This is a genomic window from Mycobacterium sp. NGS49, from assembly GCF_059812565.1.
Map to the genome: position 1 here is coordinate 1 of NZ_JCALCX010000045.1, position 14405 is coordinate 14405.

A 14405-nucleotide genomic window follows, 5' to 3' on the forward strand; every position below is an offset into this window, starting at 1 on the left:
GCGGGTGGTGAACGCCTCAAAGGTCAACCCGCACAACCGGTCCACCACCGCATCGAGGGCATCGAAGACCGCCACGATCTCCTCACGCGAACTCGCTGCCATACCTCAGATTCTACGAAGCACCACCGACAAGTCGGGCCCCGTGAAGCCCGGCAACATCAAGCGCGACAGCGGATTTCATGCACGGCGAAGCCGTGATGACACAGGACATGCCGCCGGATGACCAAGGTCCCTACCCATCTGCCGCGCACGACCGTAACGTCGCAGCCGTGGACATCGAGACCGTCAGGAGCGCAGTCTTGCTGGCCTGCCGAGCGCCGTCGGTCCACAACAGCCAACCGTGGCGTTGGATCGTCGAGCCCGGTGCCGTCCACTTGTACGCCGATCTCAACCGAACCGTTCGTGCGACAGACCACTCGGGGCGTGACACGCTGATCAGCTGCGGCGCGACCCTCGATCATTTGCAGGTCGCCATGGCGGCGGCGGGATGGCGGTCCAGCATTGCCCGCTTTCCCGACCCGGAGGACCCGGCGCATCTGGCCACCGTGCGGTTCAAGCCGATCGATCACGTCACCGCGGCACAGCGCACCCGGGCCGAAGCCATACTGCAGCGCCACACCGATCGGCTGCCCTTCGACCGTCCCATGTATTGGGACCATTTCGAACCGGCACTGCGCAGCACACTCGATGATGAGATCGCCACCCTTGACGTCCTCGACGACGAACAACGCCTGCGCCTGGCCGAGGCATCGCAGCTGAGCGAGGCACTGCGGCGCGACGATGCCTCGTACCGCGCCGAACTCGACTGGTGGACATCGCCTTTCGCGTTGTCCGAAGGTATGCCACCGTCCGCGCTGGCGTCCGACACCGAACGGCTGCGGGTGGATGTCGCGCGGGACTTCCCGGTCCGCGGCCATCAGGAGCGCCGCCCGGAGATCGCTACCGACTGGTCGAAAATCCTTGTGCTGTCGACACCCACGGACACCGGCGCCGACGTCCTGCGCTGCGGCGAAGTACTCTCGACCGTGCTACTGGAATGCACCATGGCCGGAATGGCGACCTGCACGTTGACCCACCTGATCGAATCTACTGAGAGCCGCGACATCGTGCGGGACCTGATCGGCCGGCGCGGCGAACCCCAAGTGCTGATCCGCGTCGGTATTGCGCCGGCCATGGAACCGCTGCCGGCACCGACGCCGCGCCGACCCCTGCACGCCATTCTCGAAATCCGCCACACGCCCCAAGAAAGGTTGACCCAATGAGCGACGAGCCGATCACCGTCCTGTCCGAAAGCGAGAGTTGGGATCTGCTGGGCACCGCATCGCTCGGCCGGTTGGTGACCAACTTCGCCGGCGAACCGGAGATCTTCCCGGTCAACTTCGTGGTGCAGAACCGGACCGTGTTGTTCCGGACGGCCGAAGGCACCAAGCTGTTCTCGGCGGTTGGGCATCGCACCGTGATCTTCGAAGCCGACGACCACAACGTCGCCGAGGGCTGGAGTGTGATCGTGCGCGGACGTGCCCGGCTGTTGAAGGCCGACGCCGATATCCAGCAAGCCGACCAGGCCGGGCTGTATCCGTGGGTCGCGACGGCGAAGCCCAACTTCGTGCGTATCACCCCGAACGACATCACCGGCCGCCGCTTCGTGTTCGGTCCGGAGCCCGACCACAACGAGACCGTCGCGTAGAAGGTCAGCGCGCGAGCAGCGCGTCGAGTTCGCGCGCATCGGCACCGTTCAAGCGCCGATTCATCGACCAGGCGATTCTGGCTGCCTGAAGCTTGGCGTGCGCGGCTACCGGCCCGTCGTAGAGTTCGTCCACGGCCTCGTTCCAAAGGGTCAGCCAGCGAACAAAGTGATTCGGCGACAACGGAGTTCGTTGATGCAGGTCGCGATGCACCGTCAACGCGCTGCCCTGGTAGCGCCCGGCGCGAAACAGTACGGTCTCCCAGAAGTCGCACATCGTGGGGATGTGCCCGCCCAGCCCGGCAGCACGCAACTCGGTAAACGCTTCGTACAACACCTCGTCGTTCAGCGCGCGACCGTAGAACCGGTACAGCAACGTCTCGACATTGGCGCGGTCGGCCAGATCCCGCCGTGGCACGCCCACCGTCAGACCACCAGTGAGAGCGGCCCGCGAGTCGGAGGGTTCCTGCGCCGCTTGCTGATTGCGACCAGACGGGCCACCGCGGCTTCGATGCCCCTCGCCAGTTGGTCGACATCGGCGATCACGCCGTAATCGGCAAATATTCCGAAGAACAGGTCGCCGGAATAGCTCAGCATCGCCACGCCGGTACGCAGGTCCATAGCCAGCGGAGGAACCGGGTACAACCCGGTTATCGGCCTGCCCAAGATGCGCAGCGGTCGAGAGGGGCCGGCCACGTTGGTCGCGACCGTCACCACACCACGTTGCGGCAACCGCATCAACAACCCGACGGTCCAGGCACTTAGCGCGAATGGGATGCGATTGGACAGGGATATGAAAGCATTTCCCGCCTGCCGCTGTCCACTCGACTTGACCCGGCCCAGACGCTCGTGTACCGCCAGCAGCCGTTCCACCGGGTTCTCCTCGTCCACGGGAAGTTTCGGCAGCATCAACGAAACCCGGTTGTCCGTCTCGTCGGCCGCATTCGCAGACCTGACCGACACGGGCACCAAGGTCCGCAACGAATCACGCAGCGGCTTGACTCCGCGCTCCATCATGATGTTGCGATAACTCTCGGTAATGGCCGCCAGCGCAACATCATTGACGGTCACGTCGAAAGTCGTGGCAATGAGGTCGATATCGGACATCGCGACCCGTGCCCCGCTGTAGCGACGCTGGTCACTGAGCGGACCGTTGAGCGACGAGGCGGACGGACTCAACAGTCCGGAGGCGATTTCGCCGGCACCGCGGACGGCCCGGACGACACCGGCCGTCAGGGCGGCGGAGGTCTGCAGCAATCCGTTGAGCAACGGCGTTCGCGGTGCGGCAACCTCTTTTGCAATCTTGCGGGGAGCCCGGGCCGCGCGTTTCACGCCGTCGTCGCACAGCCCGGCCAGGATGTGGGTGGCGGCGACGCCGTCGGCCAGGCAGTGATGGAGCTTGGTCAGCATCGCCCAGCGATCGTCGGCGAGGCCCTCGATCACCCACACCTCCCACAACGGCCGATCGCGGTCCAAGCGTCGGGCCATCAAATCGGCAATCAGCCTGAACAACTCACGGTCGTCACCGGGCTGTGGCAGCGCCGCCCGCCGCACGTGCCGCTCGATGTCGAAGTCGGGGTCGTCCACCCATTCGGGGGCGCCGAGGTCGAGCGGATGCAGCTTCAGCCGCTGGCCGAAACGCGGACAACCGCGGATCCGTTGCGCGAAAACCGATACCAGGTCGGCCTGTCCGGGCACCGGGCCTTCAATGACGGCCAGTCCCCCGATGGCCAGGCTGACCCGCGGATCGGCGTCCTCAGCCTTGAGGAACCCGGCATCAAGTGTCGTCAGGTGGTCCATGAATCAGTGCCCTTCCAAAATTTACCTGCAACCCGCAGTTTCACTATCCGCCGGCCGGGGCGCCCCGGAGCAGGGCCAAAGGTCCCACGCTGCCGGGGCTTCGGCCTCTGCCGCGGACAACGGTGCGCCGACGATTCTTGAGTACGTGACCACAGTCATGGACAGGAAGGGCTCGGCACCCATGAACGCCCCATTTCCCGATGCCGACACGCTGCAGACGGTCCTCACCCTGGCCACCCGCGCTCCTTCCATCCACAACACGCAGCCGTGGCGCTGGCGGGTCGGCGCGGCGAGCCTCGAGCTGTACTCCGAACCCGAGATGCAGCTGCAGAACACCGATCCCGACGGCCGCGGCCTGATGATCAGCTGCGGTGTGGCGCTGCATCACTGTGTCGTCGCACTGGCGTCTATGGGCTGGCACGCCAAGGTGATCCGCTTCCCCGATCCCGACAACCCCCGCCATCTGGCCACCATCGAGGTGGTGCCGCAGGTTCCCGATCAGGCCGATATCGCACTGGCAGCAGCAATTCCGAGGCGCCGGACCGACCGACGGGCGTACAGTTCCTGGCCGGTGCCGGGCGGTGACATCGCACAGATGGCGGCCCGAGCGGCGCGCAGTGGCGTGATGCTGCGCCAGGTCGATTCCCTGGCCAAGATGAGAGAGATTGTGGCGCGCGCCGTTTCCGACCATGCCAGCGACGACGCGTACATGCGCGAATTGACCACGTGGAGTGGGCGATACGGTGCAGTGGCCGGGGTGCCGGCCCGGAATGCGCCGCCGTCGGACCCGCAGTCTCCGATCCCCGCCCGGTTGTTTGCCGGTCCCGGACTGGCCCAGCCGTCCGGTGTCTCCCCCGCCGACGACTGCGGCGTGATCCTGGCGCTGGGCACCAAAAAGGACGACCGGATGTCGCAACTGCGCGCCGGGGAGACAACCAGCATCGTGCTGTTGACCGCGACCGCGATGGGTTTGGCGTGCTGCCCGATCACCGAGCCGCTGGAGATTGCCGAGACCCGCGACGCCGTTCGCGCCGACGTCTTCGGCGACAGCGGCTATCCCCAGATGCTGCTGCGGGTGGGCTGGGCACCGATCAACGCCGACCCGTTACCGGCCACGCCGCGGCGGCGACTGGTTCGCGTCGTCGAATGGTCCGAGCAATCATTGGACGAGCGGCGCTGACCAACGCAGCACGGTACCGCCGGCGGCCGGCCTGTCGACGGTGAAATCGCCACCGGCATCTTCCGCGCGACGCTTGAGGTTGATCAGTCCGCTGCCGGTGTATTCGTCGGGCATGCCGCAACCGTTGTCGCTCACCTCGATGCACAGGTCGTCGTCGACCCTGACCCGCACCGTCAACGTGGTGGCCTGTGCGTGCCGTACTGCGTTGCTGACCGCTTCCCGAACCACCGCCTCGGCATGATCGGCCAGCCCGCTGTCGACCACGGACAGCGGCCCGATGTACTGGACGCTGGTGCGCAACCCCGAGTCGGCGAACTGGCCGGCGACCGAGTCGATGCGCTGGCGCAGCCGGGTGATGCCCTGCGAGGCCCCGTGCAGGTCGAAGATGGTGGTCCGAATCTCCTGAATGACCGCCTGTAGATCATCGATTGCTCCGGAAAGGCGTTGCTGCACTTCAGGTTCACGGGCTCTGGGGACCGCGGCCTGCAATGACAGGCCCACCGCGAACAGGCGCTGGATCACATGGTCGTGCAGATCGCGCGCGATGCGGTCGCGGTCGGTCAGTACGTCCAGTTCGCGCATCTGCCGCTGCGAGGTGGCCAACTGCAGGGCCAGCGCGGCCTGGTCGGCAAAAGCGGCCATCATCTCGAGTTGATCGTTGGTGAAAGATCCCGGACCGCTTTGGCCCAGGACGGCCACCACGCCCGCCACGGTGCCGGTGGCGCGCAGCGGCAGCAGCAGCACCGGTCCGGTGATGTCTTCGTCGAGGCCGTCGAAGCCGTCCATGTCGACCCGGTCGATCTGGCGCGGCATCCCATTGACGAACACCTCCCCCAGCGCTGTGCCGCTGACGGGAATCGTCTGCCCCGCAAGGGGCTCCACGACAGTGCCGAGAGTCTCGATCACCATCAGCTCCACGACATCGGCCCGCGAAGCGCTCTCGTCGAGGGGAACGGCGACCAGGGCCGCGTCCGCCGCGGTCAACTTCAGCGCCTCCTCGGCGAGCATCCGGTACACCGTGTCGGGCTCGGTCCCCGCCAGCAGTTCTGTGGCAATGTCGCGGGTGGCCTCGATCCAGGACTGGCGCTCTTTGGCCTGGTGGTAAAGGCCGGCGTTCGCGATCGCGATACCCGCCGCCGCCGCCAGCGCCTGCACCAGCACTTCGTCGTCGTCACTGAACGGTTGCCCGTTGGTCTTGTCGGTGAGGTACAGCGTGCCGAAGGATTCCTCGCGCACCTGGATGGGCACGCCGAGGAACGTCCGCATCGGCGGATGATGCTCCGGAAATCCCACCGATGCCGGATGCTTCGAAAGGTCATCCAGCCGTAGGGCTTTCGGTTGATCGATGAACAAGCCGATGATGCCTTTGCCTTGGGGCAGGGGGCCGATACGCCGGACCGTTTCCTCGTCGATGCCCTCGTGGACGAAATTCACCACCCGTTGCTCGCCGTCGTGCACCTCCAGTGCGCCGTAGCGGGCGTCGACCAGATCGGTCGCCGAGTGCACGATCGCGCGCAGGGTGGCGTTGAGCTCCAGGCCCGAGGTGACCACCAACATGGCCTCCAACAGACCGTCGAGCCGGTCGCGGCCCTCCACGATCTGCTCGACCCGGTCCTGCACCTCCACCAGCAACTCCCGCAGCCGCAACTGGGACAGCGTCTGACGGAAAGGATGCAACCCGTTTTCGGGGCCGGCCTCAGCCGCTTCGCCGGATGTCATATGCCCTCACCGCTCGAGCGCTTCAGTTGGGTTGCGAATACCGCCGCTTGGGTCCGGCGCTCCATGCCCAGCTTGGCCAGCAACCGGGACACGTAATTCTTCACCGTCTTCTCGGCGAGGAACATGCGGTCGGCGATCTGCTTGTTGGTCAGGCCTTCTGCGAGCAGACTCAGCAGGGCGCGCTCCTGCTCGGTGAGACCGGACAGCGGGTCCTGCTTCTCGGTGGTGTCACGCAGCTTGGACATCAATGCCGCGGCCGCGCGGTTGTCCAGCAGCGACCTCCCGGCGCCCACGTCCTTCACGGCGCGCGCCAGTTCCATTCCCTTGATGTCCTTGACGACGTAACCGCTGGCGCCGGCCAGGATAGCGTCCAGCATCGCCTCGTCGGAGGTGTAGGACGTCAGGATCAGGCAGCGCAGTTCGGGCATGCGGGACAACAGGTCCCGACACAGCTCGATGCCATTGCCGTCGGGCAGGCGCACGTCGAGAACCGCCACGTCCGGGTCGGCCGCCGGAATCCGCGACATGGCTTCGGTGACTGATCCGGCTTCACCGACGACGTCGAGATCGGGATCGGCGGACAGCAGGTCGATCAGGCCACGCCGAACCACTTCATGGTCATCGACCAGGAAGACTTTTACCAACGCACCACTCCTACAGGTTGCCGCTGCGCACGGTCAGCACCGAGGATCCCGCGTTGTAGACGCTGCGCACCTGCGCGGCGTGCGCGTCGGTGACGAACAGTTGACCCGGCGCCTCGTTGTCGGCCATATAGCGATCGCCGTGTCCGCGGACGATCGCCGATTCCACCCGCACGTCCGGGTACAGCCGCGCCCATCGGGTCAGGCGGCGGTCCAATTGTGTCTGCGCCAAACGATGTCCGTCTCCGTCGCCGCTGTGAGCCGCCTGCACGGAGACGGCGCGCAACGGAACGCCACGCAGGCGCGCCTCCTGGAATGCATGGCGCAGCACGGCGCCGTTGTCCGCCTCCGCGACAACGCGCCTGATCGTCGGGGTCGTGGTGCCGTCGGGCGACCGGTGGATCACCGCGACGGGGCACAGCGATGATCCGGCCAGAGCACCGGCGACCGAGCCTTCGCCACTGTGCGCGTGGTTGCGCCCAATGGAACCGACACAGATCATCGCGGCCGACCTCGACTCCTGCGTGAGCTTGGTGAGGGGCCTGCCCCACATGATCTCGGTTTCGACAGCCACGTCTTTGCCCGTCGCCCTGATCGCTTGCTGGGCGTCGAACAGCACCGCGCGGGCGCCCGCCTGGTGTCCGGCTATCCCGCCCGCCACCGGCGGTGATTCGATGACGTAGACCAGGCGCAGCGGGACGTCTCGGGTAACGGCCTCATCGATCGCCCACAGGGCGGCATGCAAGGCCGCTCGCGAGCCGTCGATGCCGACGACGACTGCAGGACCTGACTCGCGGCTGCTCATCGGGGTCTCCCCTTCCATGACTGGGCAAACCAGACGCTATTGCCGACACGCCCGCGACTCCAGAGGCATTGGTCCCCGGATCAGGGCCATTGGTCCCTAGCAGCAATGAATTTCAGCCGGCTCTTGCCAGCGCAGCGCAACGGGCATTGGATGGTTATGGCGTCCGGCGGGTGCCTGGTGAGAATTGCCAATCCAACGGGGGGGTCCTGCTATGGCTGTTCGAGAGACATCTCCTGATTCCGCTCAGCCGGCATCGCCACCGCTGGTCGGCAGAGGGTGGGTCCAGGGCGTCGCGTTGGTGCTGATCTTCGGCTTTCTGGTGATGGGCATTCTCGCCTACCGCACCTACACCGCGGCGATGCCGTTGCCGGACAAAGTGGTCACCGAATCAGGCCAGGTGCTGTTCACCGATGACGACATCACCGCCGGCCAGGAGCTGTTTCAGGCCCGCGGGCTGATGCAGTACGGGTCGGTGCTGGGCCACGGCGCGTATCTCGGACCCGACTACACCGCCGATTACTTGCGGATGGCCACCGACGACGTCACCGGTCAACTTCGGGCGCAAGGTGTCACCACCCCGCACGAGCAAGTGGTCACCGAGTTCCGCACCAACCGCTACAACCCGCAGACCAAAACGCTGGTGTTCACCAACCGGCAGTCCGCCGCGTTCGACCGCATTCAGGGTCACTACGCGGCCTACTTCGGTGAGAATTCCACCAAGTACGGCCTGCTGCCGAAACTCATCACCGACAGGGCCCAGATCCGCCAGCTGACCGCGTTTTTCGCCTGGACCGCGTGGGCGGCGGCGGCCGAACGGCCGGGCCACAAGTACAGCTACACCAACAACTGGCCGGCCGAGCAACGCGTCGACAACGGACCCACCGCGGCGGTGATCGTGTGGTCGGCGCTGTCGCTGATCGCGTTGCTCGGCGGTATCGGGGTGATGTTTGCGATCTACGGTCGCTGGAGCCAGAAGGTCGGCTGGCACGGCGCCGAGACGTCCACGCTGTCATTCCGCCAGCCGGGCGAAGTGAGCCTGACGCCTGCGCAGCGCGCCACCATCTGGTTTTTCGCGGTCGTGTCGGTGCTGTTCCTGCTGCAGGCGCTGCTGGGCGCCGCGGCCGAGCACTACCGGGCCGACCTGTCCACCTTCTTCGGACTGGACCTGGCCCGGGTGCTGCCCTACAACCTGGCCCGCACCTGGCATCTGCAACTCGCCCTGTTCTGGACCGCGGCGGCTTTCCTGGCCGGCGGGATCTTCCTGGTGCCCTTCATCTCCCGTCGCGAGCCCAAACGGCAGGCGCTGCTGGCCTACGTCTTGCTCGGCGCGGTGGCGTTGGTGGTATTCGGCTCGCTGAGCTGTGAGGCGCTGTCCATCTACGGGGTCATCCCGCGGGGCGGACTGCTCTCCCAGCAGTGGGAGTACCTGGATCTACCGAGGCTTTGGCAGATCCTGCTGGTCGTCGGCCTGTTCGTGTGGATCGCGATCATCTGGCGCGGTATCCGCGCCCGGCTCAAGGGCGAATCCAAGATGAACATGCCCTGGCTGTTCTTCTTCTCCGGCTTGGCGATTCCGATGTTCTACGCCGTCGGCCTGCTTGCCGGAAGCGGCACCCACTTCACCGTCGCCGACTTCTGGCGGTTCTGGGTGGTGCACCTGTGGGTCGAGGACTTTCTCGAGCTGTTCACCACGGTGATGGTCGCCTACATCTTCGTGTTGTTGGGTGTGGTGCGCGAGCGCATCGCGCTGGGCGTCATCTTTCTGGACGTCATCCTGTACTCGGCGGGCGGCGTTATCGGCACCATGCACCACCTGTACTTCTCCGGGACGCCGGTGGAACACATGGCCCTCGGCGCGTTCTTCTCGGCGGCCGAGGTCATCCCGCTGACCTTCCTTACCGTCGAGGCCTGGGCCTTCCTCCAGCTCGGTGCCCGTCAGCAGTCCGGTGACGCGAATCCGTTCCCGCACCGATGGGCGGTGATGTTCCTGGTGGCGGTCGGCTTCTGGAACTTCCTGGGGGCGGGCATCTTCGGATTCCTGATCAACCTGCCGGTGGTGTCCTACTACCAGATCGGCACCGCCCTGACGGCCAACCACGGGCACGCGGCGATGATGGGCGTCTACGGCATGCTCGCCGTAGGTCTGGCGATGTTCGCGTTCCGCTACGTCATCCCGGCCGACAAATGGCCGGAGCGGCTGGCCCGGCTGTCGTTCTGGTGCATGAACATCGGCCTGGCGTGGATGGTCTTCGTGACCCTGCTGCCCCTCGGCGTGCTGCAGCTCTACCACTCGGTCGGCGACGGCTATTTCGAGGCACGGTCGCTGGGCTACATCACCAAGCCCGGCAACGCGGTTCTCGAGTGGCTCAGGTTGCCCGGTGACGTGATTCTGATCGGCGGCGGGGTGTTGCCGTTCGTCTGGATCGCCTGGACCGCATTGCGCAACTTCCGCGCCGGGGACACCGTCGAGGAACTGCCCGAGCATCCGCTGTACATCGAGAAATGACGCCACCCGAGACTTCGGTCTGGCTGATCGCCGGATATTCGCTGGTGCTGCTGGGCATCGGATGGTGTTTCGACGCGATGGCGCGGCGCGCCTCGGCACGCGCCGCGAGGTGGCGCACCGGACAGTTCAGCTACCGTCCCGACCATGACGCCTGGGTGTGCCCGCAAGACCAGTGGCTGTGGCCGACGTCTTTCGATCCCAAGCACCGGGTGATGCGCTATCGCGCGTTGCCGGTGGTTTGTAACAGTTGCCCGGTCAAGGACACCTGCACCACATCGGACCACGGCCGCGAGATCAGCCGCGAGGTCGACCCCTGGCCGCATTCGGAAGCAGGACGCTTCCACCGCGGAATTGCCTGCAGCGTAGCAGGATTCGGCATTGTGCTGCCTTCGGCCACGTTGATCGCCAACCACTCGCTTGCCGACGTCCTGGTCTTGACCGCCACCATGGCGGTCGTGGCACTGCTCGGGCTGCCCCTGGCCCGTCACCTGTGGAACACTCCGGCCAACGCGCCGGACTACCTGCCCCACCGCACCGCGATCGAGGATCAGGTGGCCGCCGCCATTGACCGATATTCCACCCGCTGGGGGGGCTGGGCAGGCAAGGAGGACAAGACATGACCGGATTCGCGGTCGGTTTGACCGCCATCGCGATCGTGGTGCTCGCCGCGGTCGCCGTGCCGTCACTGACGGTCCTGCGCGAGTATGAACGGGGAGTGGTGTTCCGGATGGGCCACGTGCGCCCCCTGTATCAACCCGGACTACGCTTTCTAATTCCTCTGGTGGACAAGATGATTCGCGTCGACCAGCGACTGGTGACCTTGACGATCCCGCCGCAGGAAGTCATCACCCGCGACAACGTGCCGGCCCGGGTGAACGCGGTGGTCATGTTCGCGGTGACCGAACCGCTGAAAGCGATTCTGGCGGTCGAGAATTACGCGGTGGCCACCTCGCAGATCGCCCAGACCACGCTGCGGTCGCTGCTCGGCCGGGCCGACCTGGACACCTTGCTGGCCCATCGCGAGGACCTCAACAGCGATTTGCGCACGATCATCGAGAAGATGACCGAGCCGTGGGGCGTGCAGGTGCGGGTCGTCGAGATCAAGGACGTCGAGATTCCGGAGTCGATGCAGCGGGCGATGGCAAGGGAAGCCGAGGCCGAACGCGAACGCCGCGCCAAGGTGATCAACGCACGCGGCGAACTTCAGGCCTCCGAGGAGTTGCGCCAAGCCGCCGAAACTCTCTCCAAAAGTCCGGCCTCGCTGCAATTGCGCTATCTGCAGACGCTTTTGGAGCTCGGGGCAGACCAGAACTCAACGGTGGTCTTCCCGCTGCCGGTCGACATCATCACCCCGTTCCTGCGCGATCCGGGCGCTATGCGGGGGGTGCTGGACAACGTCAACCATCAGGGATAGTCGGCCGGCGGCTCCGGCGGCCCGGACGGCTCCGACGGTTCCGGCGGCGCAAAGTTCCAGTTGTCCGGATTGTTCGGCGAATACACCACGGGAAACTGTTGACCGATGACCGGCCACTGGTCGGCGGTCACGATCATGCGCCGGTACACCGCGTGCTCGTTGACGGTCGGCCCGTTGATGACGCCGGAAATGGTGACGAACTGCTCGCCTTCGGCGGCGTCACTCTCGGCCCGCGAGCTGACCCCGGTGACCAGCAACGTGCCGCCGGCCAGGGCGCCGCGCGGGCCCGGACGGATGAACCGCGGCGCCAGAAACACCACCAGCACCGCCACCAGCAGGAGCAGCACCATGAATTCCCACATCCCGCCATGGTAGGACTGCTGGCGTGACCGAGACCGATCTGCAGTTCGCGCTGGCCCTGGCCGACCTCGCGGACGGGGTCACCCGCGCCCGGTTCGGCGCGCTCGACCTGCGCATCGACACCAAACCCGACCTGACCCCGGTGACCGATGCCGACCGCGCCGTGGAGTCACAGCTGCGTCAGACGATCGCCGACCGGCGGCCCGCCGACAACGTCATGGGCGAGGAGTTCGGCGGTGAAGCCAGCTGGCATGGACGGCAATGGATCATCGACCCGATCGACGGCACCAAGAACTTCGTGCGCGGAGTGCCGGTCTGGGCCAGCTTGATCGCCCTGTTGCACGACGGCGTCCCCACCGTCGGGGTGGTCAGCGCGCCCGCCCTGCAGCGCCGGTGGTGGGCCGCGCACGGCCAGGGCGCCTTCGCGGAGGTGTCCGGTGCGCCGCCGCGCCGGCTATCGGTTTCCGCTGTGGCCGAGATGAATTCGGCCAGCTTGTCGTTCTCCAGCCTGACCGGCTGGGCCGAACTGGGGCTGCGCGGGCGATTCATCGATCTGACCGACGCCGTCTGGCGAGTGCGCGCCTACGGCGACTTTCTGTCCTACTGCCTGCTCGCCGAAGGCGCGGTGGACATCGCCGCCGAACCCGAAGTGTCGGTCTGGGATCTGGCGGCGCTCGACATCCTGGTACGCGAGGCGGGCGGCCGGTTCACCAGCCTGGACGGCACCGCGGGACCGCACGGCGGCAGCGCCGTAGCGACCAACGGTCTGCTGCACCAGCAGGTGCTCGACCGCCTGCGCCCTGCTGTGAACTAGCTAACACGTGTCATCTATCTTACTCCGGAGTAAGATAGGCGTTATTCGCATCGCCCCAACGACAGAGGCTGCTGAGATGACCGACACACTTCCTGCTTCCGGTACGCGCTCCAAGAAGCGACGCGACCCCCAGACGACCATCGGGATGAAACCGCACAAGCGCACCGGCGTCGACATCGCCATCGCATTGCTGACGCCGCTGGTGGGCCAGGAGTTCCTGGACAAGTACAAGTTGCGCGACCCGCTCAACCGGACGCTGCGCTACGGCACCAAACAGGTGTTCTCCACCACCGCCGCCGCCGGCAGGCAGTTCAAGCGGGTGCAGAACCTGCGCGGCACGCCTACCCGGCTGAAGTCGAGCGGCAAGAACTACTTCGACCTCACGCCCGACGACGACCAGAAGCTGATCGTGGAAACCGTCGAGGAATTCGCCGCGGAGATCCTGCGCCCAGCCGCCCACGACGCCGACGAGGCGGCAACCTACCCGGCCGGCCTGATCGCCAAGGCCGCGGAGCTGGGCATCACCGCGATCAACATTCCCGAGGACTTCGACGGCATCGCCGAGCACCGGTCTGCGGTGACCAACGTGCTGGTGGCCGAGGCACTGGCCTACGGCGACATGGGTCAGGCGCTGCCGATCCTGGCGCCCGGCGGCGTGGCGGCCGCGCTGACCCACTGGGGCAGCGCCGATCAGCAGGAGACCTACCTGCGCGAGTTCGCCGGCGAGAGCGTGCCGCAGGCGTGCGTCGCCATCGCCGAGCCGCAGCCCCTGTTCGACCCGACGCGGCTGCGGACCACCGCGGTGCGTACCCCGTCCGGTTACCGCCTCGACGGCGTCAAGTCGTTGGTACCGGCAGCCGCCGACGCCGAGCTGTTCATCATCGGCGCACAGCTCAACGGCAAGCCGGCGCTGTTCATTGTCGAATCCTCCGCCCAAGGGCTAACCGTCAAGGCGGACCCGAGCATGGGAATTCGCGCCGCGGCGTTGGGCCAGGTTGAGCTGAACGGTGTTTCGGTGCCGCTGCATGCGCGGTTGGGTGAGGACGCGGCGACTGACGAGGACTATTCCGAGGCGATCGCGCTGTCCCGGCTCGGCTGGGCGGCCTTGGCGGTGGGCACCTCGCACGCGGTGCTCGACTATGTCGTGCCCTACGTGAAGGAACGCGAAGCCTTCGGCGAGCCGATCGCGCGCCGTCAGGCCGTCGCATTCATGTGCGCCAACATCGCCATCGAGCTCGACGGGTTGCGGCTGATCACCTGGCGCGGTGCTTCACGCGCCGAACAGGGCCTGGCGTTCGCCCGGGAAGCGGCGCTGGCCAAGCGGTTCGCGTCCGACAAGGGCATGCAGATCGGCCTGGACGGCGTACAGCTGCTGGGCGGCCACGGCTTCACCAAAGAACACCCGGTCGAGCGCTGGTACCGCGATCTGCGGGCCATCGGCGTGGCCGAGGGCGTCTTAGTGATCTAAAACGTCATCTAACT

The 14405-nt window shown here is 66.3% G+C and carries 14 protein-coding genes; 8 read left to right on the top strand and 6 right to left on the bottom strand.

Going from position 1 to position 14405, the window contains the following annotated elements; genetic code table 11:
- Positions 1-269: 269 nt before the first annotated feature.
- Positions 270-1262: an Acg family FMN-binding oxidoreductase gene (locus tag AC5Y7D_RS28000; RefSeq protein ID WP_499929225.1), complete on the top strand. Its 993-nt coding sequence runs from the start codon at positions 270-272 to the stop codon at positions 1260-1262.
- Positions 1259-1687: a pyridoxamine 5'-phosphate oxidase family protein gene (locus tag AC5Y7D_RS28005; RefSeq protein WP_499929227.1), complete on the top strand. Its 429-nt coding sequence runs from the start codon at positions 1259-1261 to the stop codon at positions 1685-1687. Before AC5Y7D_RS28000 ends, AC5Y7D_RS28005 begins: the two co-directional genes overlap by 4 nt.
- Positions 1688-1691: 4 nt before the next feature.
- On the opposite strand, the gene AC5Y7D_RS28010 is transcribed toward AC5Y7D_RS28005, so the two are convergent.
- Positions 1692-2108 carry a group III truncated hemoglobin gene (locus tag AC5Y7D_RS28010; protein WP_499929229.1) on the bottom strand — a complete coding sequence of 139 codons (417 nt, stop codon included), beginning with the start codon at positions 2106-2108 and terminating at the stop codon, positions 1692-1694.
- 2 nt (positions 2109-2110) lie between these two features.
- Positions 2111-3484 carry a WS/DGAT/MGAT family O-acyltransferase gene (locus AC5Y7D_RS28015; RefSeq protein WP_499929231.1) on the bottom strand — a complete coding sequence of 458 codons (1374 nt, stop codon included), beginning with the start codon at positions 3482-3484 and terminating at the stop codon, positions 2111-2113.
- A 181-nt stretch (positions 3485-3665) separates the two neighbouring features.
- Here AC5Y7D_RS28015 and AC5Y7D_RS28020 point away from each other — a divergent pair, with 181 nt between their 5' ends.
- Positions 3666-4664, top strand: coding sequence for an Acg family FMN-binding oxidoreductase (locus AC5Y7D_RS28020; RefSeq protein ID WP_499929280.1), 999 nt, complete (start codon positions 3666-3668; stop codon positions 4662-4664).
- Here AC5Y7D_RS28020 and AC5Y7D_RS28025 read toward each other — a convergent pair.
- From AC5Y7D_RS28025 to AC5Y7D_RS28035, 3 genes are read right to left on the bottom strand one after another with little or no spacing between them, the layout of a single operon-like run.
- Positions 4644-6383 carry a GAF domain-containing sensor histidine kinase gene (locus tag AC5Y7D_RS28025; protein ID WP_499929233.1) on the bottom strand — a complete coding sequence of 580 codons (1740 nt, stop codon included), beginning with the start codon at positions 6381-6383 and terminating at the stop codon, positions 4644-4646. The two genes, AC5Y7D_RS28020 and AC5Y7D_RS28025, sit on opposite strands and share 21 nt — an antisense overlap.
- Positions 6380-7027: a hypoxia response regulator transcription factor DosR/DevR gene (gene dosR, locus AC5Y7D_RS28030; protein WP_499929235.1), complete on the bottom strand. Its 648-nt coding sequence runs from the start codon at positions 7025-7027 to the stop codon at positions 6380-6382. Before dosR ends, AC5Y7D_RS28025 begins: the two co-directional genes overlap by 4 nt.
- A gap of 10 nt (positions 7028-7037) precedes the next feature.
- A complete protein-coding gene (locus AC5Y7D_RS28035) occupies positions 7038-7829 on the bottom strand; it encodes a universal stress protein (protein ID WP_499929237.1) in 792 nt (263 codons plus the stop codon).
- Positions 7830-8040: 211 nt separating this feature from the next.
- Between AC5Y7D_RS28035 and AC5Y7D_RS28040 the strand changes: the two genes are divergently transcribed.
- From AC5Y7D_RS28040 to AC5Y7D_RS28050, 3 genes are read left to right on the top strand one after another with little or no spacing between them, the layout of a single operon-like run.
- A complete protein-coding gene (locus tag AC5Y7D_RS28040; RefSeq protein ID WP_499929239.1) occupies positions 8041-10335 on the top strand; it encodes a nitric-oxide reductase large subunit in 2295 nt (764 codons plus the stop codon).
- Positions 10332-10955, top strand: coding sequence for a hypothetical protein (locus AC5Y7D_RS28045; RefSeq protein ID WP_499929240.1), 624 nt, complete (start codon positions 10332-10334; stop codon positions 10953-10955). The genes AC5Y7D_RS28040 and AC5Y7D_RS28045 overlap by 4 nt, the downstream gene beginning before the upstream one ends.
- The gene (locus AC5Y7D_RS28050; RefSeq protein ID WP_499929242.1) at positions 10952-11749 is read left to right on the top strand and encodes a slipin family protein; all 798 of its coding nucleotides are present in this window, start codon (positions 10952-10954) and stop codon (positions 11747-11749) included. The genes AC5Y7D_RS28045 and AC5Y7D_RS28050 overlap by 4 nt, the downstream gene beginning before the upstream one ends.
- Here AC5Y7D_RS28050 and AC5Y7D_RS28055 read toward each other — a convergent pair.
- On the bottom strand, positions 11740-12111 hold the full coding sequence (locus tag AC5Y7D_RS28055; protein WP_499929244.1) for a hypothetical protein: 372 nt from the start codon (positions 12109-12111) through the stop codon (positions 11740-11742). The two genes, AC5Y7D_RS28050 and AC5Y7D_RS28055, sit on opposite strands and share 10 nt — an antisense overlap.
- A 23-nt stretch (positions 12112-12134) precedes the next feature.
- On the opposite strand from AC5Y7D_RS28055, the gene hisN reads away from it, so the two are divergent.
- Together hisN and AC5Y7D_RS28065 are read left to right on the top strand one after the other, a co-directional pair.
- On the top strand, positions 12135-12923 hold the full coding sequence (gene hisN, locus AC5Y7D_RS28060) for a histidinol-phosphatase (RefSeq protein WP_499929246.1): 789 nt from the start codon (positions 12135-12137) through the stop codon (positions 12921-12923).
- A gap of 76 nt (positions 12924-12999) precedes the next feature.
- Positions 13000-14391 (top strand): acyl-CoA dehydrogenase family protein, encoded by a 1392-nt coding sequence (locus AC5Y7D_RS28065; RefSeq protein ID WP_499929247.1) that lies wholly within the window; start codon positions 13000-13002, stop codon positions 14389-14391.
- Positions 14392-14405: the final 14 nt, after the last annotated feature.